Here is a 26,726-nt window from a genome sequence, read left to right on the forward strand (position 1 = left end):
TGATAGTGTGGCGGAAAGCAGGGGAGAGATGCCAGTCATTTTAAAAAAGTATGATCGGCTTCCTGGATTTTGATGATAATTTTCATTGTCTATATTAAATGTGATAAAAATTTTCATCATTAATCGGAGAGATGAAAAAATGATGCAAATGTTTAGCGGCGCTTCATCGGGCGCATGGTTCGAAAAGGCACAGCGGTTCGGCAAATCGTTCATGCTGCCGATTGCGGTACTGCCTGCTGCGGGGCTGTTGTTAGGGATTGGCGGCGCGCTGTCGAATCCAAACACATTGACTGCTTATCCATTTTTGGACGTTGACTGGTTACAGGCAATTTTCACGATCATGACCAGCGCAGGTTCTATTGTGTTTGCCAACCTGTCGGTGCTTTTTGCGGTAGGTGTCGCAGTAGGACTGGCGAAAACGGATAAAGGCACCGCCGGGCTTGCGGCATTGCTGGCATTTCTGGTGATGAACGCCACCATCAACGCTTTATTGACGCTCAACGGAACGCTGGCGCACGAGAATCCCGGTGCCGTAGGCCAGGGGATGACGCTGGGTATTCAGACACTGGAAACGGGTGTGTTCGGTGGGGTGGTGATTGGGCTTGTCACCTGCGCGCTGCATAGCCGTTTCAATAAAGTCTCATTACCTCAATTCCTTGGTTTCTTCAGCGGTTCGCGCTTTGTACCGATTATTAGCTCCCTTGCCGCGATTGTCGTGGGTGCGGTCATGACGGTGGTTTGGCCGCATTTCCAGAAACTCATTTTTGGACTGGGAGGTCTGGTGGATGCGACAGGCTATCTGGGGACGCTGTTGTACGGCTTCATCCTGCGTATGCTTGGCCCACTGGGGTTACACCATATCTTCTATTTGCCGTTCTGGACGACGGCGCTTGGCGGTAGTGAAATCGTCAACGGCCAGTTAGTTGAAGGTACGCAGCGTATTTTCTTCGCGCAACTTGCCGATCCGAATACGCAGCAGTTCTATGCGGGCACCTCGCGCTTTATGTCAGGGCGCTTCATTACCATGATGTTTGGCCTGCTTGGCGCATGTCTGGCGATGTACCACACCGCCAGGCCTGAGAACAGAAAACTTGTCGCCGGTCTGCTGTTGTCTGCGGCACTGACCTCTTTCCTGACAGGGATCACTGAGCCTATCGAGTTCTCCTTCCTGTTTGTCGCACCCGTGTTATACGTCATTCACGCCTTCTTCGATGGTCTGGCGTTTATGATCGCGCATATTTTACATATCACCATCGGGCAAACCTTTTCGGGTGGGCTTATCGATTTCCTCCTTTTCGGCGTGCTACAGGGGGAAGCTAAAACCAACTGGATGTACGTCCCCATGGTGGGGATCCCGTGGTTCTTCCTTTACTACTTCACCTTTCGCTATTTGATTAACCGCTTTAACTGGTTGACACCAGGTCGTGAAAACGCGGCGCCGACTGAATCCGGCCTGCCGCAGAGTGAGCGAGCAGCGGCAGTGATCGCCGGGCTGGGAGGCAAAGAGAATCTGGAAGAGGTGGATTGTTGTGCCACACGCCTGCGCGTGACGGTGAAAGAGAGCAGCAAGGTCGATGAAGCGGCGCTGAAAGCGACCGGGGCCCGTGGCGTAATTATTCGCGGCAACGGGGTTCAGGTGATTTATGGCCCGCATGTCACCATCATTAAAAACGAAGTCGAAGAGATCTTATCGTAATGAAAACTGTACTGGATTCCCTGAAAGGTAAATTAATTGTCTCCTGTCAGGCGCTGGAAAATGAGCCTCTGCACAGCCCGTTTATTATGTCACGTATGGCGCTGGCGGCAGCGCAGGGCGGTGCGGTAGGTATTCGTGCGAACAGCGTGGTGGACATTCGCGCGATCAAAGAGAGTGTCTCCCTGCCGGTGATTGGGATTATCAAGCGTGATTATCCGGGTAGCGATGTGTTTATCACGGCCACTTTGCAGGAAGTCGATGAACTGATGACCGTTGAGCCGGAAATTATTGCTCTGGATGCGACAGCGCGCCCGCGCCCCGGTGGGCAATCGCTGGAAGAACTGGTCACGCAAATCCGCGCTCGTTACCCGTCCGTACTGCTGATGGCGGATATCGCCACCGTAGACGAAGCGGTGACCGCTGAGCGCCTGGGTTTTGACTGTGTGGGCACTACGCTCTACGGTTATACCGCTGACACTGCCGGGCATGTGCTGGCGGAAAACGACTGCGGTTTTTTACGTGATGTGTTGGCTGCAGTTAGCGTACCGGTTGTGGCAGAAGGAAACGTCGATACTCCGGAACGTGCTGCACGATGCCTGGCATTAGGCGCCCATACCGTGGTGGTTGGTGGGGCTATCACCCGTCCGCAGCAGATAACGGCACGCTTTGTCGCAGCGATCGCCTCGTAAAGCATCGATGGGGCATGATACTTTGGCGGGGATCTGCGATAATTATCGTTTATCCCCATATTGAGAGCGCTATGCAGTACCCGATTAACGAGATGTTCCAGACCCTGCAAGGTGAGGGTTACTTTACCGGCGTCCCCGCCATTTTTATTCGTTTACAGGGATGCCCGGTTGGCTGTGCCTGGTGCGATACCAAACACACCTGGGATAAGCTTGAGGATCGGGAAGTCTCCCTGTACAGCATCCTGGCCAAGACCAAAGAAAGCGATAAATGGGGTGCTGCGAGCAGCGAAGATCTGCTGGCGGTCATTTCGCGTCAGGGCTATACCGCCCGTCACGTGGTGATCACCGGTGGTGAGCCCTGCATTCATGACCTGATGCCGCTGACTGACCTGCTGGAAAAGAACGGCTTTAGTTGCCAGATTGAGACCAGCGGCACGCACGAAGTACGCTGTACGCCGAATACCTGGGTGACCGTATCGCCGAAAGTGAATATGCGCGGTGGCTATGATGTGCTGTCACAGGCGCTGGAGCGCGCGAATGAAATCAAGCATCCGGTTGGCCGTGTCCGCGATATTGAAGCACTGGATGAACTGCTGGCGACGTTGAGTGACGACAAACCGCGAATCATCGCCTTACAGCCAATCAGCCAGAAAGAAGATGCGACGCGTTTGTGCATTGATACCTGTATTGCGCGTAACTGGCGTCTGTCGATGCAGACCCATAAGTATCTGAATATTGCCTGATAACTGTGCCGGGGGCGTTTCGCTTACCCGGCCATAGTTTATTGCTCAATGCAGGCCGGAGAAGATGCGTTGCCATCCGGCAAGCCTACAATCACTCGCCGCGATAAACGCAGCCCGCTGTGCAGGTCTCTTTCACCATTACAGCACTCAGCAGAGGGACCACAGGTTTAACCTGATCCCAAATCCATTTGGCCAGCACTTCGCTGGTTGGATTTTCTAAGCCAGGAATATCGTTCAAATAGTAGTGATCGAGTCTGTCGTAAGTCGGCTTAAACGCGGCTTTTAACTCAGCAAAATCCATGATCCAACCGGTATGCGGATCGACTTCACCGGTAATTTCAAGACGCACCATAAATGAGTGACCATGCAGGCGGCCACACTTATGCCCTTCCGGTACATGCGGCAGGTGGTGAGCGGCTTCGAAGGTGAAATCTTTAAACAAGGTGGTGGACATTATTTACTCTCAAGAATGCGAAAAACCGCGGTAGGGTACCGTAAAGAGGAAATTTTATCATTATTTAAAAGGGTGCTGAGTATCAGAACGATTCATTCATGACGTTAATATTTGGTAATTTTTTATATATCAAATGCTTATATAATCTGTTTTGCAGTTAATAACTATAACTAAAACAGGTTAGTCCATTTGGTTATTTGTTATTTCCATCCCTTCTTTAGTTGTTACTATCCCCGCCGTTAACCTTATCTTCAGTTTGGGTTTTATTGCTGAAATCCGCTTTGCTTACTGGAACATGACAACGCATGACGACACAGGCCCCACCTTCTGCTTTGCTACCGCTAAACCCGGAGCAACTGGCACGCCTTCAGGCGGCCACGACCGATTTCACTCCCGCACAGCTTGCGTGGGTTTCTGGCTATTTTTGGGGCGTGCTGAATCAGCAGCCAGGCAGCAACGCGGTGGCGCCTGCGCCTGTCGCTGAAATGCCAGGCATTACGCTTATCTCCGCCTCACAAACCGGTAATGCGCGCCGTGTGGCGGAAGCCCTGCGCGATGATCTGATCGCCGCGAAGCTCAACGTCACTCTCATCAACGCTGGCGACTATAAATTCAAACAAATCGCCAATGAAAAACTGCTGATCGTGGTGGCGTCAACGCAAGGGGAAGGTGAGCCGGCGGAAGAAGCCGTGGCGTTGCATAAATTCCTGTTCTCGAAAAAAGCGCCAAAGCTTGATAACACTGCTTTTGCCGTGTTTGGTCTTGGCGACACCTCTTATGAGTTTTTCTGCCAGGCAGGAAAAGACTTCGATACCAAATTGGCTGAGCTGGGCGGTGAACGTCTGCTCGATCGTGTAGATGCCGACGTCGAATACCAGGCCGCCGCTGCGCAGTGGCGTGCTCGCCTCGTTGATGTCCTGAAAGCGCGTGCGCCTGCGGCACCGTCTGTGCAAGTTGCCGCGAGCGGTGCAGTAAATGAAGTACACACCAGCCCATACACCAAAGAAGCGCCGCTGACGGCGTCGCTTGCGGTGAATCAGAAAATTACCGGCCGCGACTCTGAAAAAGACGTGCGCCATATTGAGATTGATTTAGGCGATTCCGGCCTGCGTTATCAACCGGGCGATGCGCTGGGCGTCTGGTATCAGAATGACCCGGCTCTGGTTAAAGAACTGGTTGAATTGCTGTGGCTGAAAGGTGATGAGCCGGTCACGGTTGAAGGCAAAACCCTGTCGCTTGCTGAAGCGTTGCAGTGGCATTTCGAGCTGACGGTTAACACCGGCAATATCGTAGAAAACTATGCCACCTTAACCCGCAGCGAAACTTTGCTGCCGTTAGTGGGTGACAAAGCACAGTTGCAGCATTACGCCGCAACCACGCCCATCGTCGATATGGTGCGCTTCTCTCCGGCGCAACTGGATGCTCAGGCGTTAGTTGATCTTCTGCGTCCGCTGACGCCGCGTTTGTACTCCATTGCTTCTTCCCAGGCGGAAGTGGAAAGCGAAGTGCACGTTACCGTGGGTGTGGTGCGTTATGAGATAGAAGGTCGCGCCCGTGCTGGTGGTGCTTCCAGTTTCCTTGCCGACCGCGTGGAAGAAGAAGGTGAAGTTCGTGTGTTCATTGAACACAACGACAACTTCCGTCTGCCGGCGAACCCGCAGACGCCGGTAATTATGATTGGACCGGGTACGGGGATTGCGCCGTTCCGTGCATTCATGCAGCAACGTGCGGCTGACGGAGCCGAAGGCAAAAACTGGCTGTTTTTTGGTAACCCACACTTTACCGAAGATTTCCTGTATCAGGTGGAATGGCAGCGTTACGTCAAAGAGGGCGTACTGAGCCGTATCGATCTCGCCTGGTCCCGCGATCAAAAAGAAAAAGTCTACGTACAAGATAAACTGCGCCAACAGGGCGCGGAACTGTGGCGCTGGATTAACGACGGTGCGCACATTTATGTCTGCGGCGACGCCAATCGCATGGCGAAAGACGTTGAGCAGGCGTTGTTGGAAGTGATTGCCGAATTCGGTGGTATGGATATCGAAGCGGCGGATGAATTTTTAAGTGAGCTGCGCATTGAGCGCCGTTATCAGCGAGATGTCTACTAATGAGCGAAAAACATCCAGGACCATTGGTGGTCGAAGGCAAACTGTCCGACGCTGAGCGTATGAAGCTGGAAAGCAACTATCTGCGCGGTACCATTGCCGAAGATTTAAACGACGGCCTGACCGGCGGGTTTAAAGGCGACAACTTCCTGCTGATCCGTTTTCACGGTATGTACCAGCAGGACGACCGTGATATCCGCGCCGAACGTGCCGAGCAAAAGCTGGAGCCGCGTCACGCGATGCTGCTGCGCTGTCGTCTGCCGGGGGGGGTGATCACCACCAAGCAGTGGCAGGCGATCGATAAGTTCGCCCATGACAACACCATTTACGGCAGCATTCGTCTGACCAACCGTCAGACTTTCCAGTTTCACGGCATTCTGAAGAAGAACGTTAAGCCGGTACACCAGATGCTGCATTCCGTCGGGCTTGACGCTTTGGCGACCGCCAACGACATGAACCGTAACGTGCTGTGCACCTCCAACCCGTATGAATCTGAGCTGCACGCGGAAGCCTACGAGTGGGCGAAAAAGATCTCCGAACATCTGCTGCCGCGAACCCGCGCCTATGCAGAGATCTGGCTGGATCAGGAAAAAGTCGCGACCACCGACGAAGAGCCGATCCTCGGTCAAACCTATCTGCCGCGTAAGTTTAAAACCACGGTCGTGATCCCACCGCAGAACGACATCGATCTGCACGCCAACGACATGAACTTCGTGGCGATTGCGGAAAACGGCAAGCTGGTGGGCTTTAATCTGCTGGTGGGCGGTGGTTTGTCGATTGAGCACGGCAATAAGAAAACCTATGCCCGTACGGCAAGCGAGTTTGGTTATCTGCCGCTTGAGCATACGCTGGCCGTGGCTGAGGCGGTGGTGACCACGCAGCGTGACTGGGGTAACCGTACCGATCGTAAAAACGCGAAAACCAAATACACGCTGGAACGCGTAGGCGTTGAGACCTTTAAAGCTGAAGTTGAGCGCCGCGCGGGGATCAAATTTGAGCCGATCCGCCCGTACGAGTTTACCGGTCGCGGCGATCGTATCGGCTGGGTGAAAGGGATCGACAATAAATGGCACCTGACGTTGTTTATTGAAAACGGCCGTATCCTCGATTATCCGGGCCGACCGCTGAAAACCGGTCTGCTTGAGATCGCGAAGATCCACAAAGGTGAGTTCCGCATTACCGCGAACCAGAACCTGATCATTGCCGGTGTTCCTGAGAGTGAAAAGGCGAAGATCGAAAAGATTGCGCAGAAGAGTGGCTTAATGAACGCAGTCACTCCGCAGCGTGAAAACTCGATGGCCTGCGTCTCGTTCCCGACCTGTCCGCTGGCGATGGCGGAAGCTGAGCGTTTCCTGCCAACGTTTATCGACAACATCGACACGCTGATGGCGAAGCACAGCCTGAGTGATGAAAACATTGTCATGCGCGTGACCGGCTGCCCGAACGGTTGTGGTCGTGCGATGCTGGCGGAAGTTGGTCTGGTGGGTAAAGCTCCCGGGCGTTATAACCTCCATTTAGGGGGCAACCGTATCGGAACCCGAATTCCCCGGATGTTTAAAGAGAATATCACCGAGCCGGAAATTCTGGCATCGCTGGATGAACTGATTGGGCGCTGGGCGAAAGAGCGCGAAGCGGGTGAAGGCTTCGGCGACTTTACGGTGCGTGCGGGCATTATTCGCCCGGTGCTCGATCCAGCGCGTGATTTCTGGGAATAACCTGAATTGCCGGATGGCGGCATAAATGCCTTATCCGGCCTACAGCCTGCGTAGGCCTGATAAGCGAAGCGCCATCAGGCAAGGCATACAGTGAGGAACTTATGTCCCAACTCGATCTAAACAAGCTAAACGAACTGCCAAAAGTGGATCGCGTATTAGCGCTGGCCGAAACCAACGCCCAGCTGGAAAAACTGAGCGCCGAGGATCGCGTAGCGTGGGCGCTGGAAAACCTGCCTGGTGAATATGTACTGTCATCAAGTTTTGGTATCCAGGCGGCAGTGAGCCTGCATCTGGTAAATCAGATTCGCCCGGATATCCCGGTGATCCTCACCGATACTGGCTACCTGTTCCCGGAAACCTATCAGTTTATTGATGAGTTAACGGACAAGCTTAAGCTTAATCTGCAAGTCTACCGGGCGAAGGAAAGTGCGGCCTGGCAGGAAGCGCGCTACGGCAAACTGTGGGAGCAGGGCGTTGAAGGTATTGAAAAATACAATGACATCAACAAAGTCGAGCCGATGAACCGGGCGCTGCAGGAGCTGAACGCGCAAACCTGGTTTGCCGGTCTGCGTCGAGAGCAATCGGGCAGTCGTGCGCATTTGCCGGTGCTGGCTATCCAGCGCGGTGTGTTTAAAGTTCTGCCGATCATCGACTGGGATAACCGTACGGTTTACCAGTATCTGCAAAAACACGGTTTGAAATACCATCCGTTGTGGGATCAGGGCTATCTGTCGGTAGGCGATACCCACACCACCCGCAAATGGGAGCCGGGTATGGCGGAAGAAGAGACGCGTTTCTTCGGATTGAAGCGTGAGTGCGGACTGCACGAAGGATAACAGGAAAGGGGGCCGGTAAGATTTACATCCTACCGGATCCCTTCTTCAGGATTTACCCGCTTTTGCCAGTTCTTTTACCAGTGGCAGCATAATGCGTACCACGTCGCGGCTACGGTGCTCTATCCGGCCCGGTAACGCTTTATCGATATGCTGCTGGTTATCCAGTCGCACATCGTGCCAGCTGTTGCCTGCCGGGAATGAGGCGCTTTTGGCGCGCTGCTGATAGCCATCTTTCTTGCCCAGGTTCCAGTTGGTCGCTTCAACGGAGAGAACGGCAATCCCCGCGTTGTCGAAGACCTCTGCATCGTTACAACATCCAGTGCCTTTCGGATAGTCTTTGTTCAGACCTGGATTGGTGCTGGCAACGATACCGCGGCTGTGCGCGATAGCCAGTGCCCGGTCGCGCGTCAGTTTTCGCACCGCTTCCGGGGTTTTCTTACCGCTATTGAAATAGAGCTTATCGCCGACGATCAGATTATCGAGGTTGATAACCAGCAGCGTGTTTTTCTTCTCGGCGGCGCTCATTCGCTTCAGGATGTTCTCCGCGCCCAGTTTGCCTTCTTCCTCGCCGCTGGTGGCGATAAATCGAATACCGTACTGCGTCGACACGTTTTTGAGTTTTTCTGCCAGTTCCAGCATTACGCCAACACCTGCGGCGTTGTCATCGATACCTTGCAGGGTTAATCCACCCAGATTGGCATCGGAATCGGCGTCGCTTTGTGCGGCGTAGGTGTCGAGGTGCGCCATAATAATAATCTGCTGCGGCGCTTTACCTTCATGTGCTGCAATAACGGTGCTTCCCGTTACGTTATGCCAGTTTTTACGGTTATCTTTGGCGGTATAAATATAACGGCTATTAAACGTCCGAATATCGCTGCTATAGCCCATCTGCTGAAATTGTTGACGTATATAATCAGCAGACAACATTTCAGCCGGAGATCCCGTCACGCGGCCAGGGAAAAACGTTGCGATATATCGAGCCTGGGTATTTGCGATATCTCCGGGCTGCGAAGATGTTGCCTGTGCGGGAAAGATGAAGCACGCGCCGAGCGCCAGGGCGGTAGTCAGGTGGCGCGATGCGAGAAACATAATGAGTCCTTAAGAGCCTATCCCATTTGGCTATTTTATTTGTCATTTTGAATCCGGGCAGTGCTCACAATCCTCACGTACTACATGTACGCTCCGGTTGTTCCGCGCTGTCCGTATCCAAACTGACAGCAACAATGTACGCCTAATGGGATAGGCTCTGAATACCAAGCAGAAATTTTTAGCCGCTAGTATGAAACCGTGATCGAGGTAAAACAATTTCATTTGCTCCTAAATGCCCGAATTCCGGTAGCTTAAGCACTTTTTGATATTTGCTTTTCCGGATCGTTATTCCTTTGAGGAACTACTCATTCCAATTCGTAATTTCATTCGCCCTCCAGCCCTCCCTATAGTCAGGTTATCTGAGCATCGTTAGCAAAATAACGGCATTACATAGGAACGGTTATGGATCAAAAACGACTTACCCACCTGCGGCAACTGGAAGCGGAAAGCATCCATATCATTCGTGAGGTGGCCGCCGAGTTTTCTAATCCGGTGATGATGTATTCCATCGGCAAAGATTCCAGCGTAATGCTGCATCTGGCGCGTAAAGCGTTTTATCCGGGCACGCTGCCGTTCCCATTGCTGCACGTTGATACCGGCTGGAAATTCAGCGAAATGTACGAGTTTCGTGACCGCACGGCGAAAGCCTACGGCTGCGAACTGCTGGTGCATAAAAACCCGGAAGGGGTGGCGATGGGCATCAACCCGTTTGTCCACGGTAGCGCCAAGCATACCGACATTATGAAAACTGAAGGGCTGAAGCAGGCACTGAATAAATACGGTTTCGATGCCGCGTTTGGCGGTGCTCGTCGTGACGAAGAGAAATCGCGTGCCAAAGAGCGTATTTACTCTTTCCGCGATCGTTTTCATCGCTGGGATCCGAAAAACCAGCGCCCGGAGCTGTGGCACAACTACAACGGGCAGATTAACAAAGGCGAAAGCATTCGCGTCTTCCCGCTCTCTAACTGGACTGAACAGGATATCTGGCAATACATCTGGCTGGAAAATATCGACATCGTGCCGCTGTATCTGGCGGCGGAGCGTCCGGTGCTGGAACGCGACGGCATGCTGATGATGATTGATGACGACAGAATCGATCTGCAGCCCGGGGAAGTGATTAAAAAACGCATGGTGCGTTTCCGTACGCTCGGCTGCTGGCCGCTGACAGGCGCGGTGGAGTCGAATGCGCAGACGCTGCCGGAAATTATCGAAGAGATGCTGGTTTCAACCACCAGTGAACGTCAGGGCCGCGTGATTGACCGCGACCAGGCGGGCTCCATGGAGCTGAAGAAACGTCAGGGGTATTTCTAAGGAGCCGCCATGAACACGACACTTGCACAACAAATTGCTAATGAAGGCGGCGTTGAAGCCTGGATGGTTGCCCAGCAACACAAAAGTCTGCTGCGTTTTTTAACCTGCGGTAGCGTGGATGACGGGAAAAGTACCCTGATTGGCCGTCTGCTGCACGACACGCGTCAGATTTATGAAGACCAGCTTTCATCGCTGCACAATGACAGTAAACGTCACGGCACTCAGGGCGAAAAGCTCGATCTGGCGTTATTGGTTGACGGCTTGCAGGCCGAGCGCGAGCAGGGCATCACCATCGACGTGGCGTACCGTTATTTCTCTACCGAGAAGCGTAAATTTATTATTGCGGACACTCCCGGACATGAGCAGTACACCCGTAACATGGCGACCGGTGCGTCGACCTGCGATCTGGCGATCCTATTGATCGATGCGCGTAAAGGCGTGCTGGATCAGACTCGTCGTCACAGCTTTATCTCCACGCTGCTTGGGATCAAACACCTGGTGGTGGCGATCAACAAAATGGATCTGGTGGACTTTAGCGAAGAGACATTTAACCGCATTCGCGAAGACTATCTTACTTTTGCTGAACAACTGCCGGGCAGTCTGGATATCCGGTTTGTGCCGCTCTCTGCGCTGGAAGGCGATAACGTGGCTTCGCAAAGCACCAGTATGCCGTGGTACAGCGGTCCGACGTTGCTGGAAGTGCTGGAAACCGTTGAGATCCAGCGCATTGTTGATACTCAGCCGATGCGCTTCCCGGTGCAGTATGTGAACCGACCGAATCTGGATTTCCGTGGTTATGCCGGAACGCTGGCCTCCGGTAGCGTGAAGGTCGGGCAGCGCGTCAAAGTGCTGCCGTCCGGCGTGGAGTCGAGCGTGGCGCGGATCGTAACCTTTGATGGCGATTTACAGGAAGCGCATGCGGGTGAAGCGATCACCCTGGTGCTGAAAGATGAGATCGATATCAGCCGGGGCGACCTGCTGCTTGATGCCAGTGAAACGCTGCCGACAGTACAAAGCGCAGCTGTTGATGTGGTGTGGATGGCGGAACAACCGTTGTCGCCCGGGCAGAGCTACGACATAAAAGTCGCAGGCAAGAAGACCCGCGCACGCGTAGATAGCATGCAGTATCAGGTCGATATAAACAACCTGACCCAACGTGACGTTGAAGCGCTGCCACTGAATGGCATCGGTCTGGTTAATCTGACTTTTGATGAGCCGCTGGTGCTGGATACCTATCAGCAGAATCCGGTTACGGGTGGGCTGATTTTCATTGATCGCCTGACTAACGTTACCGTTGGCGCGGGGCTGGTGCGTGAACCAATCGTCCAGGAGCTTGCCACAGCTTCTCAGTTCAGCGCGTTTGAGCTGGAGCTTAATGCACTGGTGCGTCGCCACTTCCCACACTGGGGTGCGCGCGATCTGCTGGGAGGAAAATAATGGCGCTGCATGACGAAAACGTCGTCTGGCATGCCCATCCTGTTACACCGCAACAGCGGGAACAACGCCACGGTCATCGTGGTGTTGTGCTGTGGTTTACCGGGCTGTCAGGTTCTGGTAAATCCACGGTAGCAGGAGCGCTGGAAGAGGCGCTGCATAAGCTAGGGGTGAGCACCTATCTGCTGGATGGCGATAACGTGCGTCACGGTCTGTGCAGCGATCTTGGGTTTAGCGATGCCGATCGCAAGGAGAATATTCGTCGGGTTGGTGAAGTGGCTAATCTAATGGTAGACGCCGGCCTGGTGGTGTTGACTGCGTTTATCTCTCCACATCGCGCCGAGCGAAAAATGGTTCGCGAGCGCGTGGGCGAAGGGCGTTTTATTGAGGTTTTTGTCGATACGCCATTAGCAACGTGTGAAGCACGCGATCCAAAAGGGCTGTATAAAAAAGCGCGAGCGGGGGAATTGCGTAATTTCACCGGAATTGACTCGGTTTACGAAGCGCCTGAATCGCCAGAGATTCATCTTGATGGTGAACAATTGGTAACAAATTTGGTTCCTCAATTATTAGACCTGCTGAGGCAGGAAGATATTATCAGATCCTGAGACACCCGAGCTTGCATGCCCGGTCAGTCACAGTCACAGGATTAGATATGCGTAACAGCCATAACATTACTATTACAGAGTCAGATACCTTCGCTGCCGACGACGAAACTACCTGGTCACTCCCAGGAGCCGTGGTCGGTTTTATCGCGTGGTTGCTGGCGCTGGGATTCCCGTGTCTGATGTATGGCCCTAACACACTGTTTTTCTTCCTCTATACCTGGCCTTTTTTCCTCGCGTTGTTGCCCGTGGCGATTGTCGCGGGTATTGCCCTGCATTCGCTATTGAAGGGGAGATTGCTGCTGAGTATTGCCTGTACCCTGCTGGTGGTTGGCGCAATGTTTGGCGCACTGTTTCTGTGGCTACTGGGTTAGGCATACGTCCTTTCACGCGATCGCCGCTGTTGTTCACTGTCTGGCCATAATTCAAACCGTAACCAACAATGAGATTATGTTCTCCTTACACGGGGTATACGTAACAACGAGCAAATGTGGTACATTTGCCCGCGTTGTCGCGGCATTCCCGTCCGTTGATGTAAAGTTGTCAGCGGAGTTTATGGGATGTTGATGCCGTTTTTCAGGGGGCAGGATGGGTAAACTTACGTTGCTGTTGCTGGCTTTATTAGTCTGGCTACAGTATTCGCTGTGGTTCGGTAAGAACGGCATACATGACTATAGTCGCGTCAACGATGATGTTGCGGCGCAGCAAGCTACAAACGCGAAACTGAAAGCGCGTAACGATCAGCTTTTTGCCGAAATTGACGATCTCAATGGCGGGCAAGAGGCTATCGAAGAGCGCGCGCGTAACGAACTCAGTATGACTAAGCCAGGCGAAACCTTTTATCGTCTGGTGCCTGACGCGTCTAAACGCGCTCAGACTGCAGGGCAAAACAATCGATAAACCGTCCAGGGATTTAACATGGCAGCCACTTTAATGGACGTTTGCGCCGTGGTGCCGGCTGCCGGGTTTGGCCGCCGAATGCAAACAGAGTGTCCTAAGCAGTACCTCTCTATTGGCAATAAAACCATTCTCGAACACTCGGTTGATGCGCTGCTGGCTCATCCCCGGGTGACGCGAGTCGTCATCGCTATTAGCCCAGGCGACAGTCGCTTTGCCCAACTTCCACTCGCAGCGCACCCGCAAATTACCGTGGTGGATGGTGGCAACGAGCGTGCCGATTCTGTCCTGGCCGGTTTGCAAGCCGCAGGTGAGGCCAGTTGGGTACTGGTGCATGATGCCGCGCGTCCGTGCCTGCATCAGGAAGATTTATCTCGTTTGCTGGCAATAAGTGAAACCAGCCGCATCGGCGGGATCCTTGCTGCGCCAGTGCGCGACACGATGAAACGCGCGGAGCCGGGCCGAACAGACATCGCCCATACGGTCGATCGCACCGATTTATGGCATGCGTTGACGCCGCAGTTTTTCCCTCGCGAGCTGTTGCATGACTGTCTGACCCGTGCGCTAAACGAAGGCGCAACCATTACGGACGAAGCCTCGGCGCTGGAATATTGCGGTTTTCATCCGCTGCTGGTCGAAGGACGCGCTGACAACATCAAAGTCACCCGCCCGGAAGACCTGGCGCTGGCGGAATTTTATCTGACCCGAACTATCTAGATACATCATTCTTCAGGCTGCCTGGAGGATGTTGTGTATATCAGGAGAAGGCATAATGCGAATTGGACACGGTTTCGACGTACACGCTTTTGGCGGAGTTGGCCCAATTATCATTGGTGGTGTGCGCATCCCGTATGAAAAAGGATTGCTGGCGCATTCTGATGGCGACGTGGCGTTACACGCGTTAACCGATGCTCTGCTGGGCGCGGCTGCGCTGGGGGATATCGGTAAACTCTTCCCGGACACCGACCCGGCCTTTAAAGGTGCAGATAGTCGTGAATTATTGCGTGAAGCCTGGCGGCGTATTCAGGCCAAAGGCTATACGCTTGGTAATGTGGATGTGACGATTATTGCTCAGGCGCCGAAGATGCTGCCGCACATTCCGCAAATGCGCGTGTTTATTGCCGAAGATCTCGGCTGCCATATGGATGATGTTAACGTGAAAGCGACCACCACGGAAAAACTCGGTTTTACCGGGCGTGGGGAAGGGATTGCCTGTGAAGCGGTGGCGTTACTCATTAAGGCAACGAAATGACTGCGTTTGAAGATCTGACGTATCTCCATGGCAAACCACAAGGCCATGGCGTTCTGAAAGCGAATCCGGAAGACTTTGTCGTCGTCGAAGATTTAGGCTTCGAACCGGATGGCGAAGGCGAGCACATTTTGGTGCGTATCCTGAAAAACGGTTGTAATACCCGTTTTGTGGCTGACGCGCTGGCGAAGTTCCTGAAAATTCACGCCCGTGAAGTGAGCTTTGCTGGCCAGAAAGACAAGCATGCAGTCACGGAACAGTGGCTGTGCGCGCGCGTGCCGGGCAATGCAATGCCTGATTTAAGCAAATTTGAACTCGAAGGCTGTAAAGTGCTGGAGTACGCGCGCCACAAGCGTAAGCTGCGTTTAGGGGCGTTGAAAGGTAACGAATTTACGCTGGTGCTGCGTGAAGTGAGCCAGCGAGAGGACGTTGAAGCGCGTTTGCAGGCGATTAGCGAGCGCGGCGTACCGAACTATTTTGGCGCTCAGCGTTTTGGTATTGGCGGCAGCAACCTGCAAGGGGCGCTGCGTTGGGCGCAAAGCGATGCGCCGGTGCGCGATCGCAATAAGCGCAGTTTTTGGTTGTCGGCGGCCCGTAGCGCGTTGTTTAATCAGATAGTCAGTGAACGCTTGAAAAAAACAGACTTTAATCAAGTTGTTGACGGCGATGCGCTACAATTGTCGGGACGCGGAAGTTGGTTTGTCGCCACGCAGGAAGAACAAACCGAATTACAGCGTCGCGTCGATGATAAAGAATTGATGATTACAGCGGCATTACCGGGCAGCGGTGAGTGGGGAACTCAGCGCGACGCGCTGGCGTTTGAAGAAGCCGCTATTGCTGATGAAACCGCGCTGCAGTCGCTGTTATTGCGCGAGAAAGTCGACGCATCGCGTCGTGCTATGTTGCTGTATCCACAACAATTAAGCTGGAACTGGTGGGATGACGTAACCGTTGAGTTACGTTTCTGGCTACCGGCAGGTAGCTTCGCCACCAGTGTTGTAAGGGAACTTATTAACACAATGGGTGATTATGCGTATATTGCTGAGTAACGATGATGGGGTCCACGCACCCGGTATACAAACGCTGGCGAAAGCGCTGCGTGAGTTTGCTGACGTACAGGTGGTTGCCCCGGATCGTAACCGCAGTGGTGCGTCTAACTCGCTGACGCTGGAATCCTCACTTCGCACGTTCACCTATGATAACGGTGATATCGCCGTACAAATGGGTACACCTACCGATTGCGTCTATCTGGGCGTGAACGCATTAATGCGTCCGCGTCCGGACATTGTCGTGTCTGGTATTAACGCAGGTCCTAATCTGGGCGATGATGTTATCTATTCCGGTACCGTTGCGGCGGCGATGGAAGGTCGTCACCTGGGCTTTCCTGCGTTGGCGGTCTCACTTGATGGGCATAAACACTACGATACTGCTGCCGCAGTAACCTGCCGTATCTTACGGGCGCTGAGTCGTGAACCGCTGCGCACCGGGCGAATTTTGAATATCAACGTGCCGGATTTACCGCTGGATCAGATTAAAGGTATCCGCGTCACCCGCTGCGGTAGCCGCCATCCTGCGGATCAGGTGATCCCACAGCAGGACCCGCGCGGTAATACGCTGTACTGGATCGGGCCGCCGGGCGAAAAGTGCGACGCCGGACCGGATACAGATTTTGCCGCCGTCGATGAAGGCTATGTTTCCATTACGCCGCTGCATGTCGATTTAACCGCCTACGGCGCGCATGAAGTTGTTTCTGACTGGTTAGACAGCGTGGGAGCCGACACGCAATGGTAAGCAGACGCGTACACACTCTTCTTGAACAATTACGTGCGCAGGGCATCAGAGATGAGCTTGTTCTCGATGCACTTGCCGCCGTGCCGCGTGAAAAATTCATTGATGAGGCGTTTGAACATAAGGCCTGGGACAATATTGCTCTGCCGATTGGTCAGGGGCAGACGATTTCGCAGCCCTATATGGTTGCGCGGATGACTGAGCTGCTTGAGTTAACGCCGCAGTCCCGGGTGCTGGAAATTGGTACCGGCTCTGGTTACCAAACGGCGATTCTGGCACACCTGGTGCACCATGTATGCTCTGTTGAGCGCATTAAAGGTTTGCAGTGGCAGGCGCGTCGTCGACTTAAACAGCTTGATTTACATAATGTTTCTACCCGTCATGGTGATGGATGGCAGGGCTGGCAAGCGCGAGCCCCGTTTGACGCTATCATTGTTACGGCAGCGCCGCCTGAGATCCCAACCGCATTGATGATGCAGTTGGATGAAGGCGGTATTCTCGTCTTACCCGTGGGCGACGAGCACCAGTTTCTGAAACGGGTGCGTCGTCGGGGAGGCGAATTTATTATCGATACCGTGGAGGCCGTACGTTTCGTTCCCTTAGTAAAAGGGGAGCTTGCGTAGATACAGGCTCTGAATACCTGGAGTTTTCCTGGATATTCTGGAATTAGTAAGCGTATCGTGGTCACGTTTCCAGTGCCCAGTCCGATGCCTTGCACGGTGATTACGTCACTGGTTTTAACCAAATTTTCCTGGGGGATAAATGAGCGCGGGAAGCCACAAATTTACCGTTCGCCGCATTGCGGCATTGTCACTGGTTTCATTATGGCTGGCAGGTTGTTCAAATACCTCGAATCCACCAGCGCCGGTCAACTCGGTTGGTGGCAGTGCATCAACGAACACCAATTCCGGCATGCTGATTACGCCTCCACCAAAAATGGGCTCGACGTCGACAGTACAGCAAACGCCACAGATCCAGCCGGTGCAGCGTCCGACCACACAGTCAACACAGATCCAGCCTGTCGCGGAACAGCCTGTGCAGATGGAAAACGGTCGTATTGTGTACAACCGTAAGTATGGGAACATTCCGAAAGGTAGCTATACGGGCGGCAGTACCTATACTGTTAAGAAAGGCGATACTCTTTTCTATATTGCCTGGATTACCGGGAACGATTTCCGTGATCTCGCACAACGCAATAACGTTCCGGCCCCGTATGGCCTGAATGTCGGTCAAACTCTGCAAGTGGGCAACGCGTCGGGTACACCGATTACTGGTGGTAATGCTATTACCCAGGCGGATGCAGCACAGCAAGGAGTTGTGACCAACCCTGCACAAAATTCCACCGTTGCTGTTGCTTCGAAACCAACAATTACGTATTCTGAGGATTCAGGTGAACAAAGTGCTAATAAAATGTTGCCGAACAACAAGCCTGCTGGGACCGTTGTCACAGCGCCTGTAACGGCTCCAGCAGTTAGCGCAACCGAATCAACTGCAAGCTCAACGTCAACCAGCTCGCCAATCTCTACCTGGCGCTGGCCGACTGACGGCAAAGTAATCGAAAACTTTGCGGCTACTGAAGGTGGCAATAAAGGGATCGATATTGCAGGCAGTAAAGGACAGGCTATTGTCGCGACCGCAGATGGACGCGTCGTATATGCCGGTAACGCACTGCGCGGTTACGGTAATCTTATTATCATCAAACATAACGATGATTACCTGAGTGCCTACGCCCATAACGATACAATGCTGGTCCGGGAACAACAAGAAATCAAGGCGGGGCAGAAAATAGCTACCATGGGTAGCACCGGAACCAGTTCAACACGCTTGCATTTTGAAATTCGTTACAAGGGGAAATCCGTAAACCCGCTGCGCTATTTACCGCAGCGATAATTCGGCGGAACCAGGCTTTCACGTGCTAGTTCCGTTAGGGATCACGGGTAGGAGCCACCTTTATGAGTCAGAATACGCTGAAAGTTCATGATTTAAATGAAGATGCGGAATTTGATGAGAACGGAGTAGAGGCTTTTGATGAAAAAGCCTTGAGTGAAGAGGAACCCAGTGATAACGACCTGGCTGAAGAAGAGCTGTTATCGCAGGGGGCCACACAGCGTGTGTTGGACGCGACTCAGCTTTACCTTGGTGAGATTGGTTATTCACCACTGTTAACAGCCGAAGAAGAAGTTTATTTTGCGCGTCGCGCACTGCGTGGGGATGTCGCATCCCGCCGTCGCATGATTGAAAGTAACCTGCGTCTGGTGGTGAAAATTGCTCGTCGTTATGGCAATCGTGGTCTGGCATTGCTGGACCTGATTGAAGAGGGCAATCTGGGACTGATCCGTGCAGTCGAGAAGTTTGACCCGGAACGCGGGTTCCGCTTCTCAACATACGCAACCTGGTGGATCCGCCAGACGATCGAACGGGCGATTATGAACCAAACCCGTACGATCCGACTGCCAATTCACATTGTAAAAGAGCTGAACGTCTATCTGCGTACCGCGCGTGAGTTGTCGCATAAACTGGACCACGAACCGAGCGCAGAAGAGATTGCTGAACAACTGGATAAACCGGTTGATGACGTCAGCCGTATGCTCCGACTCAACGAGCGTATTACCTCGGTAGACACCCCGCTGGGTGGCGATTCCGAAAAAGCGTTGCTGGATATTCTGGCCGATGAAAAGGAAAACGGCCCGGAAGACACCACGCAAGACGATGATATGAAACAGAGCATCGTCAAATGGCTGTTCGAACTGAACGCCAAACAGCGTGAAGTGCTGGCACGTCGTTTTGGTCTGCTGGGGTACGAAGCTGCGACACTGGAAGATGTGGGCCGTGAAATTGGTCTCACCCGTGAACGTGTTCGCCAGATTCAGGTTGAAGGTCTGCGTCGTCTGCGTGAAATTCTGCAGACTCAGGGACTGAATATCGAAGCGCTTTTCCGCGAGTAAGCACAAGTTCTATCAAGAAAGGCCAGTCTCATTGAGACTGGCCTTTTTCTATGTTTGTTGCCTGATGGCACTGCGTTTATCAGGCCTACGGGGAGCAGGACTTTGTAGGCCGGATAAGACATTTATGTCGCCATCCGGCAGATTAGTTCATCATCTTACGCACCAGACGTGTGAACTGCTCACGTTCTTCATCAGATAATCGCCCCAGAAACTCATCATCCACGCTATCGCCTAACGGAGTTGCGCTGGCCAGTAATTCTTCTCCTTGTGCGGTCAAATAAACAAACCGCCGACGCTTATCTGCCGGGTCATGTTCACGCCTGACCAGCTCCCGTTTTTCCATTCGGCTTAGAATTTCCGCAAGGGTTGCCTTGGTACAGACTGCGGCTTCGGTCAGGTCAACCTGCTCAATGCCGGGACGTTCAGCAATGGCACGCATTACCGCATACTGTGGTTTGGTCAGGTCCGGTAATTCATGTTGCCAGCGGGACGTATGCTGCTGGAAGAGCTGACGTAAAAGGTGAAATGCTTTATTTCGTAACGGCATGAGCGCTCCGGAATTCCTGTCAGTCTCTATCATAGCGGGTTACGCATCTTTTTTTAACAATTGCGGCTTTAGCGATCTGTGCGCGATGGCCTTGCCCGAAATGTTATGTGAGAGTATTTTAATCAAAATGTTCGTACACGAACAAAAATTGAGAAACTAAATGAGATTAATTGTCGGAATGACCGGGGCAACCGGCGCACCGCTTGGCGTGTCGCTATTGCAGGCGTTGCGGGAAATGCCCGAAGTGGAAACCCATCTGGTGCTGTCAAAGTGGGCCAAAACCACTATTGAACTGGAAACGCCGCACAGCGTCCGTGATGTGTCTGCGTTGGCCGATTATTGCCACAACCCGGCGGATCAGGCGGCGACCATCTCCTCTGGATCGTTTCGCACTGACGGCATGATCATTATCCCCTGCAGTATGAAAACCCTGGCCGGTATTCGTGCAGGCTACGCGGAAGGCCTGGTGGGTCGGGCTGCTGATGTGGTGCTGAAAGAAGGGCGCAAGCTGGTTCTGGTACCGCGTGAAATGCCGCTTAGCACGATTCATCTGGAAAACATGCTCGCGCTTTCCCGCATGGGCGTGGCGATGGTCCCGCCGATGCCCGCGTATTACAACCACCCGCAAACGGTCGATGACATTACGCAGCATATCGTTGCGCGTGTGCTCGATCAGTTTGGTCTGGAACACCCCAACGCCCGTCGCTGGCAGGGTTTACGGCAGGCGCAGAATTTTTCACAGGAGAATGAATAATGGCATTTGATGATTTGCGCAGCTTTTTACAAGCGCTGGATGACCAGGGGCAATTGCTGAAAATCAGTGAAGAAGTTAACGCCGAGCCGGATCTGGCTGCGGCAGCCAATGCGACCGGACGCATTGGTGATGGTGCGCCAGCGCTGTGGTTTGACAATATTCGTGGTTTTACCGATGCCCGCGTGGCGATGAACACTATTGGTTCGTGGCAGAATCACGCCATCTCTTTAGGCCTGCCGCCAAATACCCCGGTGAAAAAACAGATTGATGAGTTTATTCGCCGTTGGGATAAATTTCCGGTTACGCCGGAGCGTCGCGCCAATCCGGCATGGGCTGAAAACTGTGTTGATGGTGATGAGATCAACCTGTTTGATATTCTGCCGCTGTTTCGCCTGAACGATGGCGACGGCGGTTTCTATCTTGATAAAGCCTGCGTGGTGTCGCGCGATCCGCTGGATCCGGACAACTTCGGTAAACAGAATGTCGGCATTTATCGTATGGAAGTGAAGGGCAAACGCAAGCTTGGCCTGCAGCCGGTACCGATGCATGATATCGCGCTGCACCTGCATAAAGCCGAAGAGCGCGGTGAAGATCTGCCGATTGCCATCACGCTGGGTAACGATCCGATCATTACCCTCATGGGGGCCACGCCGCTGAAGTACGATCAGTCGGAATACGAAATGGCGGGAGCGCTGCGTGAAAGTCCGTATCCGATCGCTACCGCGCCGCTCACCGGCTTTGACGTGCCATGGGGTTCAGAAGTGATCCTCGAAGGGGTAATTGAAAGCCGTAAGCGTGAAATCGAAGGGCCGTTTGGCGAGTTTACCGGGCACTATTCCGGTGGACGTAATATGACGGTCGTGCGTATCGATAAAGTCTCTTATCGCACTAAACCGATTTTTGAATCGTTATATTTGGGGATGCCGTGGACGGAGATTGACTACCTGATGGGTCCGGCAACCTGCGTACCGCTTTATCAACAGCTGAAAGCTGAATTCCCGGAAGTGCAGGCGGTGAATGCCATGTATACCCACGGTTTGCTGGCGATTATCTCCACCAAAAAACGCTACGGTGGCTTTGCCCGCTCGGTAGGGTTGCGCGCAATGACGACGCCGCATGGCCTGGGTTACGTGAAAATGGTGATTATGGTTGATGAGGATGTTGATCCGTTCAACCTGCCGCAGGTGATGTGGGCGCTGTCTTCGAAGGTCAATCCGGCGGGCGATCTGGTGCAATTGCCGAATATGTCGGTGCTGGAGCTTGATCCGGGTTCCAGTCCGGCGGGGATTACCGACAAGTTAATTATTGATGCGACTACGCCGGTTGCGCCGGATAACCGTGGGCACTACAGCCAGCCGGTATGCGATTTACCAGAAACGAAAGCCTGGGCAGAAAAACTGACCGCCATGCTGGCCAACCGTAAATAAGGAGTAGCAGATGATTTGTCCACGTTGTGCCGATGAACATATTGAAGTGATGGCAAACTCGCCGGTAAAAGATGTCTGGACGGTATATCAGTGCCAGCATTGTCTATACACCTGGCGTGATACTGAGCCTCTACGCCGTACCTGCCGCGAGCACTACCCGCAAGCGTTTCGCATGACGCAGAAGGATATTGATAACGCACCGATGGTGCCGAGTATTCCACCGCTGCTGGCAGAAGATAAGCGCTAATCAACACGCCGGGTGCGGCTTAGCCTTACCCGGCCTACATATAGCGATATTTTGCAGGCCCGATAAGCGTATCACTATCGGGCATTACGGCGTTACACCAGACTCTTCAACCGGTAGATCCACTCCAGCGCCTGGCGAGGCGTTAGCGAATCCGGGTCGAGGTTTTCCAGGGCTTCAACGGCGGGCGACGTTTCTTCCGGAGCTGACAGGAGCGACATCTGTGTGCCGTCGACCTGAGTTGCAGCAACATTCGGCGCGATGCTTTCCAGTTCGCGCAGTTTTTGCCGCGCGCGTTTAATAACCTCTTTTGGTACACCTGCCAGGGCAGCTACCGCCAGACCATAGCTCTTGCTCGCCGCACCATCTTGTACGCTGTGCATGAAGGCGATGGTATCGCCGTGCTCTAACGCATCAAGATGCACATTTGCTACGCCTTCCATTTTCTCCGGTAACTGAGTCAGTTCGAAGTAGTGGGTGGCAAACAACGTTAATGCTTTGATTTTATTGGCCAGATTTTCCGCGCACGCCCACGCCAGCGACAGGCCGTCGTAGGTGGAGGTGCCGCGTCCAATCTCATCCATCAGCACCAGGCTGTTCTCGGTGGCGTTATGCAGAATGTTGGCGGTTTCGGTCATTTCTACCATGAAGGTGGAACGGCCGGATGCCAGATCATCCGCCGCGCCCACGCGGGTAAAGATGCGGTCGATAGGCCCAATCTCTACTTTCTGCGCCGGAACGTAGCTGCCGATGTAAGCCAGCAGCGCAATTAACGCAGTCTGGCGCATATAGGTACTTTTACCCCCCATGTTCGGGCCGGTGATGATCAGCATCCGTCGCTGAGGCGAGAGGTTAAGTGGGTTGGCGATAAACGGCTCGGTCAGCACCTGTTCAACCACCGGATGACGTCCCTCGGTAATACGAATACCAGGCTTGTCGGTGAAGGTCGGGCAGGTGTAATTCAGGGTATAAGCGCGTTCTGCGAGGTTGACCAGTACGTCCAGTTCTGCCAGCGCGCTGGCGCTTTGTTGCAAATCAGCCAGGTGCGGCAGCAGCATGTCGAACAGCTCATCGTACAGCTGTTTTTCCAGCGCCAGCGCTTTGCCTTTTGATGTCAGAACTTTGTCTTCGTACTCTTTCAGCTCCGGAATAATGTAGCGTTCGGCATTTTTCAGCGTCTGGCGACGCACATAGTTAATCGGCGCCAGATGACTTTGCCCGCGACTGATCTGAATGTAGTAGCCATGGACGGCGTTAAACCCAACTTTCAGCGTATCCAGACCGGTGCGCTCGCGCTCACGAATTTCCAGTCTGTCCAGATAGTCAGTTGCGCCATCAGCCAGCGCTCGCCACTCGTCCAGTTCTTCGTTATAGCCGGGGGCGATGACGCCACCGTCGCGAACCAGCACAGGTGGAGCTTCCACTACGGCACGTTCCAGCAGTTCACGCAGGTCAGCAAACTCACCCATTTTCTCGCGCAGCATCTGCACGGGGGCACTGTCTATGCTTTCCAGTTGTGCGCGCAGTTCTGGTAATTGCTGGAAGGCATGACGCATACGGGCCAGATCGCGCGGGCGCGCGGTACGCAGGGCCAGACGAGCAAGGATACGTTCCAGATCGCCGACCTGACGCAGCACGGGTTGCAATTCACCGGTGGAATCCTGTAGCGCGCCGATGGTCTGTTGGCGCTCAGTGAGGACTTTGGTGTCGCGGACCGGCATATGCAGCCAGCGCTTGAGCATACGGCTGCCCATCGGCGTCACGGTGCAGTCGAGTACCGAAGCCAGCGTGTTTTCAAAGCCGCCTGCCAGGTTCTGGGTAATTTCCAGATTGCGGCGCGTGGCGGCATCCATAATGATGCTGTCCTGCTGACGTTCCATGGTGATGGAACGAATATGCGGCAGCGAGGTACGCTGGGTATCTTTTACGTATTGCAGCAGGCAGCCAGCTGCGCATAATCCACGCGGGGCGTTTTCCACGCCAAAACCAATCAGATCCCGCGTGCCAAACTGCAGGTTTAGCTGCTGGCGAGCAGTATCGATTTCAAATTCCCATAGTGGACGACGACGTAATCCGCGACGTCCCTCAATCAGTGAGGTTTCAGCGAAATCTTCGGCATACAGCAGTTCAGCGGGATTGGTGCGCTGCAATTCTGCAGCCATCGTCTCGCGGTCGGCAGGTTCGCTGACGCGAAAACGCCCGGAGCTGATATCCAGTGTGGCGTAGCCGTAACCTTTACTGTCCTGCCAGATAGCGGCCAGCAGGTTGTCCTGGCGTTCCTGCAACAGCGCTTCATCACTGATGGTACCTGGCGTGACGACACGCACTACTTTGCGCTCAACCGGACCTTTGCTGGTCGCCGGATCGCCAATCTGCTCACAAATAGCAACGGACTCACCTTGGTTGACCAGCTTAGCGAGGTAGTTTTCTACCGCATGGTGAGGAATGCCCGCCATCGGGATAGGCTCGCCCGCAGACGCGCCGCGTTTGGTCAGGGAGATATCAAGCAACTGAGACGCACGTTTCGCATCGTCATAAAACAGTTCGTAAAAGTCGCCCATGCGGTAAAACAACAGTATCTCCGGATGCTGGGCTTTCAGCTTGAGATACTGCTGCATCATTGGGGTGTGGTTCGTGAAGTCCGTATCAAGTGACTCTTTCATATCGCTTTTGCTCTTTTTTTAATCTTTTTGGGGACCTGGGCAGTCTCACGTGAGCCCCTGGAAACTCACATAAACCCACAAATTTGTCATTCGAAAGCCGCCTGATGGGCAGTAACGACGAGCGTTGGCTCGACCTGAATGGTCTATCTTATCACCGACAACGACTGAGATTCATCCGTAGGTTTTGCCGCCAGAACGCTTATTGATTATTCATTTTCCGGCAAAGCATAATTCTGGCAGTACAGATAGGGGATCCCCTCTTTGGTAATCAGGTATGTCGCGCTGTTCAGCGCAAAAAAATCGACGTTGGATACGCTGGTGTTGGTCAGGAAAAAGTCGGGGAGGAGTTCCTGAATAAGGCTGGCGGGAGCCGTTTCGCGATTGGAAATTTGGATTTTCTGTGAAATCCAAACCGGGCTTGAGCCGTAGCTGGATTGTGTAAAAAGTACCATGCGTTGCACGGTTTGCTCATTATTTTCGGCATCTTTGATAATACCATCAATATTCACAATACCTTTACTGCCCCCGGTTTTAATATCAATAATCCCGCGGAACGAGCTTGTATTGCGTACAATTTCGATGGCAGAGCGGCAAGTGAGATCATGTAACTCGCCATTGTTCTTACTGTACCGATAGACGACAGTAAGAATAAGCGCAGCAAAACAAAGCAGCAGGATAATACCTGTCTGGATGCGGGACGTTCGGGGATATAAGTTCATTAGCTATCATACCGTGGATAATATACCGACTGACAGGCATTTTCTTGCCTGGCTTTTATCGGTGAGCGACACACCAGCACGGACAGTTTCTTAGACTCAGGATAGGTCGTGATATAGATAAATTTATGGCTCTGACACAGTCCTGGGTTTTTGTCGATAAACGCGGTATGCCGGGAGAAATTACTGGCATCGTTATTGAAATAATACTGACAGTCAGTGGGTGCTTTATCCGCAGTGATATAGCCGGAGAAATAATCATCGCTGGCTTGCCACGGATATAATATAAGCACACAAATTATCAGGGTAAGTGCCAACATTACTGTTTCTGCAGCCGTTATCAAAGGTTGACGCGGTGTGTCAGCCAAAAATTCCTCAATGGTGGCATCTGGCGCTAAGGATTCTTCCGCAGAAGCAGAGTTCTCCTCCGGTGTTTCAATGGCCTGAATATCAAACTCTTCTTGAATGATCAGCCCTTTGCGGGGGATCGTTGTGATCAGCGGTTGTTCAAGCTCCAGCTGCTGCAAGCTTTTACGCAACGAGAGAATGCTTTGATAAAAGGCGTTGAAACTCACCTGGCGGTGATTTTTACCCCAACCGAATTCCAGTAATTCGTTTTGAGAAACCACTTGCCCGCGATGTTGAATAAGTAATAAAAGACATAACGACGCTGAGTGTTTGAGTTTTATCCGCTGATTGGGGTGATCTACCCGCGCCAGACATTGTGTGGCTGGCGTAAATATTATTCTATTTTCAATCAGATAACTGACATTGCCAGTCTCAGACATATTGTCTCTACTCTTGATGATGCGTCTGGTGGTT

Annotated in this window: 27 protein-coding genes; 21 read left to right on the forward strand and 6 right to left on the reverse strand. The window is 53.1% G+C overall.

Annotation, left to right across the window (positions count from 1 at the left end):
• Positions 1 to 139 precede the first annotated feature (139 nt).
• The 3 genes from OGX94_RS08420 (at position 140) to queE (ending at position 3,128) form a co-directional block, all read left to right on the forward strand.
• Complete coding sequence (locus OGX94_RS08420) at positions 140 to 1,696, forward strand: maltose/glucose-specific PTS transporter subunit IIC (RefSeq protein WP_257662050.1); 1,557 nt, start codon at positions 140 to 142, stop codon at positions 1,694 to 1,696.
• Complete coding sequence (locus OGX94_RS08425) at positions 1,696 to 2,385, forward strand: N-acetylmannosamine-6-phosphate 2-epimerase (protein ID WP_126956664.1); 690 nt, start codon at positions 1,696 to 1,698, stop codon at positions 2,383 to 2,385. Before OGX94_RS08420 ends, OGX94_RS08425 begins: the two co-directional genes overlap by 1 nt.
• 71 nt (positions 2,386 to 2,456) lie before the next feature.
• Positions 2,457 to 3,128, forward strand: a complete 672-nt coding sequence (gene queE, locus OGX94_RS08430) for a 7-carboxy-7-deazaguanine synthase QueE (RefSeq protein WP_003034139.1) — start codon at positions 2,457 to 2,459, stop codon at positions 3,126 to 3,128.
• A gap of 91 nt (positions 3,129 to 3,219) precedes the next feature.
• Here the strand turns inward: queE and queD are convergent, their stop codons facing one another.
• Positions 3,220 to 3,582: a 6-carboxytetrahydropterin synthase QueD gene (gene queD / locus OGX94_RS08435; protein ID WP_003825707.1), complete on the reverse strand. Its 363-nt coding sequence runs from the start codon at positions 3,580 to 3,582 to the stop codon at positions 3,220 to 3,222.
• 305 nt (positions 3,583 to 3,887) lie between these two features.
• Between queD and cysJ the strand changes: the two genes are divergently transcribed.
• From cysJ to cysH, 3 genes are all read left to right on the forward strand, one after another.
• Positions 3,888 to 5,687 carry an NADPH-dependent assimilatory sulfite reductase flavoprotein subunit gene (gene cysJ / locus OGX94_RS08440; protein WP_148361526.1) on the forward strand — a complete coding sequence of 600 codons (1,800 nt, stop codon included), beginning with the start codon at positions 3,888 to 3,890 and terminating at the stop codon, positions 5,685 to 5,687.
• Complete coding sequence (gene cysI / locus OGX94_RS08445; RefSeq protein ID WP_003034148.1) at positions 5,687 to 7,399, forward strand: assimilatory sulfite reductase (NADPH) hemoprotein subunit; 1,713 nt, start codon at positions 5,687 to 5,689, stop codon at positions 7,397 to 7,399. Before cysJ ends, cysI begins: the two co-directional genes overlap by 1 nt.
• Positions 7,400 to 7,500: 101 nt before the next feature.
• Positions 7,501 to 8,235, forward strand: a complete 735-nt coding sequence (gene cysH, locus OGX94_RS08450) for a phosphoadenosine phosphosulfate reductase (protein ID WP_003825712.1) — start codon at positions 7,501 to 7,503, stop codon at positions 8,233 to 8,235.
• A gap of 45 nt (positions 8,236 to 8,280) precedes the next feature.
• On the opposite strand, the gene OGX94_RS08455 is transcribed toward cysH, so the two are convergent.
• Entirely contained in the window at positions 8,281 to 9,324 is a 1,044-nt protein-coding gene (locus OGX94_RS08455; protein WP_257662049.1) for an aminopeptidase, read from the reverse strand.
• Between the two features lie 402 nt (positions 9,325 to 9,726).
• On the opposite strand from OGX94_RS08455, the gene cysD reads away from it, so the two are divergent.
• From cysD to rpoS, 12 genes are all read left to right on the forward strand, one after another.
• Positions 9,727 to 10,635, forward strand: coding sequence for a sulfate adenylyltransferase subunit CysD (gene cysD / locus OGX94_RS08460; RefSeq protein ID WP_003034152.1), 909 nt, complete (start codon positions 9,727 to 9,729; stop codon positions 10,633 to 10,635).
• Between the two features lie 9 nt (positions 10,636 to 10,644).
• Positions 10,645 to 12,072 (forward strand): sulfate adenylyltransferase subunit CysN, encoded by a 1,428-nt coding sequence (gene cysN, locus OGX94_RS08465; protein WP_257662048.1) that lies wholly within the window; start codon positions 10,645 to 10,647, stop codon positions 12,070 to 12,072.
• Positions 12,072 to 12,677: an adenylyl-sulfate kinase gene (gene cysC / locus OGX94_RS08470; RefSeq protein WP_003034157.1), complete on the forward strand. Its 606-nt coding sequence runs from the start codon at positions 12,072 to 12,074 to the stop codon at positions 12,675 to 12,677. The genes cysN and cysC overlap by 1 nt, the downstream gene beginning before the upstream one ends.
• Before the next feature lie 47 nt (positions 12,678 to 12,724).
• The gene (locus OGX94_RS08475; RefSeq protein ID WP_003825718.1) at positions 12,725 to 13,048 is read left to right on the forward strand and encodes a DUF3561 family protein; all 324 of its coding nucleotides are present in this window, start codon (positions 12,725 to 12,727) and stop codon (positions 13,046 to 13,048) included.
• Positions 13,049 to 13,262: 214 nt separating this feature from the next.
• On the forward strand, positions 13,263 to 13,574 hold the full coding sequence (gene ftsB, locus OGX94_RS08480) for a cell division protein FtsB (protein WP_003034163.1): 312 nt from the start codon (positions 13,263 to 13,265) through the stop codon (positions 13,572 to 13,574).
• Between the two features lie 18 nt (positions 13,575 to 13,592).
• Complete coding sequence (gene ispD, locus OGX94_RS08485) at positions 13,593 to 14,288, forward strand: 2-C-methyl-D-erythritol 4-phosphate cytidylyltransferase (protein WP_003825722.1); 696 nt, start codon at positions 13,593 to 13,595, stop codon at positions 14,286 to 14,288.
• 55 nt (positions 14,289 to 14,343) lie between these two features.
• Entirely contained in the window at positions 14,344 to 14,823 is a 480-nt protein-coding gene (gene ispF, locus OGX94_RS08490; protein ID WP_003034167.1) for a 2-C-methyl-D-erythritol 2,4-cyclodiphosphate synthase, read from the forward strand.
• Positions 14,820 to 15,869 (forward strand): tRNA pseudouridine(13) synthase TruD, encoded by a 1,050-nt coding sequence (truD, locus tag OGX94_RS08495; RefSeq protein ID WP_003825726.1) that lies wholly within the window; start codon positions 14,820 to 14,822, stop codon positions 15,867 to 15,869. Before ispF ends, truD begins: the two co-directional genes overlap by 4 nt.
• Positions 15,850 to 16,611, forward strand: a complete 762-nt coding sequence (gene surE, locus OGX94_RS08500; RefSeq protein WP_003825728.1) for a 5'/3'-nucleotidase SurE — start codon at positions 15,850 to 15,852, stop codon at positions 16,609 to 16,611. The genes truD and surE overlap by 20 nt, the downstream gene beginning before the upstream one ends.
• Positions 16,605 to 17,231 (forward strand): protein-L-isoaspartate(D-aspartate) O-methyltransferase, encoded by a 627-nt coding sequence (locus OGX94_RS08505; RefSeq protein ID WP_003034172.1) that lies wholly within the window; start codon positions 16,605 to 16,607, stop codon positions 17,229 to 17,231. Before surE ends, OGX94_RS08505 begins: the two co-directional genes overlap by 7 nt.
• Before the next feature lie 184 nt (positions 17,232 to 17,415).
• Positions 17,416 to 18,498 (forward strand): murein hydrolase activator NlpD, encoded by a 1,083-nt coding sequence (gene nlpD / locus OGX94_RS08510; RefSeq protein ID WP_223240872.1) that lies wholly within the window; start codon positions 17,416 to 17,418, stop codon positions 18,496 to 18,498.
• 62 nt (positions 18,499 to 18,560) lie between these two features.
• Positions 18,561 to 19,553, forward strand: a complete 993-nt coding sequence (gene rpoS, locus OGX94_RS08515) for an RNA polymerase sigma factor RpoS (protein ID WP_000081498.1) — start codon at positions 18,561 to 18,563, stop codon at positions 19,551 to 19,553.
• Positions 19,554 to 19,695: 142 nt separating this feature from the next.
• On the opposite strand, the gene OGX94_RS08520 is transcribed toward rpoS, so the two are convergent.
• Positions 19,696 to 20,100 carry a MarR family winged helix-turn-helix transcriptional regulator gene (locus tag OGX94_RS08520; protein WP_063940953.1) on the reverse strand — a complete coding sequence of 135 codons (405 nt, stop codon included), beginning with the start codon at positions 20,098 to 20,100 and terminating at the stop codon, positions 19,696 to 19,698.
• 160 nt (positions 20,101 to 20,260) lie between these two features.
• Between OGX94_RS08520 and OGX94_RS08525 the strand changes: the two genes are divergently transcribed.
• Genes OGX94_RS08525 through OGX94_RS08535 form a run of 3 tightly spaced genes read left to right on the forward strand, consistent with a single transcriptional unit; the run spans position 20,261 to position 22,528 of the window.
• Positions 20,261 to 20,854, forward strand: a complete 594-nt coding sequence (locus tag OGX94_RS08525; RefSeq protein WP_063940954.1) for a non-oxidative hydroxyarylic acid decarboxylases subunit B — start codon at positions 20,261 to 20,263, stop codon at positions 20,852 to 20,854.
• Positions 20,854 to 22,281, forward strand: a complete 1,428-nt coding sequence (locus OGX94_RS08530) for a non-oxidative hydroxyarylic acid decarboxylases subunit C (protein ID WP_257662046.1) — start codon at positions 20,854 to 20,856, stop codon at positions 22,279 to 22,281. The genes OGX94_RS08525 and OGX94_RS08530 overlap by 1 nt, the downstream gene beginning before the upstream one ends.
• Before the next feature lie 10 nt (positions 22,282 to 22,291).
• A complete protein-coding gene (locus tag OGX94_RS08535) occupies positions 22,292 to 22,528 on the forward strand; it encodes a non-oxidative hydroxyarylic acid decarboxylases subunit D (protein WP_200921233.1) in 237 nt (78 codons plus the stop codon).
• 92 nt (positions 22,529 to 22,620) lie between these two features.
• On the opposite strand, the gene mutS is transcribed toward OGX94_RS08535, so the two are convergent.
• From mutS to OGX94_RS08550, 3 genes are all read right to left on the reverse strand, one after another.
• Positions 22,621 to 25,188 carry a DNA mismatch repair protein MutS gene (mutS, locus tag OGX94_RS08540; protein WP_257662045.1) on the reverse strand — a complete coding sequence of 856 codons (2,568 nt, stop codon included), beginning with the start codon at positions 25,186 to 25,188 and terminating at the stop codon, positions 22,621 to 22,623.
• Positions 25,189 to 25,394: 206 nt separating this feature from the next.
• The gene (locus tag OGX94_RS08545) at positions 25,395 to 25,907 is read right to left on the reverse strand and encodes a YqeJ family protein (RefSeq protein ID WP_003825820.1); all 513 of its coding nucleotides are present in this window, start codon (positions 25,905 to 25,907) and stop codon (positions 25,395 to 25,397) included.
• Positions 25,907 to 26,692 carry a winged helix-turn-helix domain-containing protein gene (locus OGX94_RS08550; protein WP_257662044.1) on the reverse strand — a complete coding sequence of 262 codons (786 nt, stop codon included), beginning with the start codon at positions 26,690 to 26,692 and terminating at the stop codon, positions 25,907 to 25,909. The genes OGX94_RS08545 and OGX94_RS08550 overlap by 1 nt, the downstream gene beginning before the upstream one ends.
• Between the last annotated feature and the right edge of the window lie 34 nt (positions 26,693 to 26,726).

This window comes from Citrobacter sp. Cpo037 (genome assembly GCF_030332945.1).
GTDB lineage: Bacteria > Pseudomonadota > Gammaproteobacteria > Enterobacterales > Enterobacteriaceae > Citrobacter > Citrobacter portucalensis.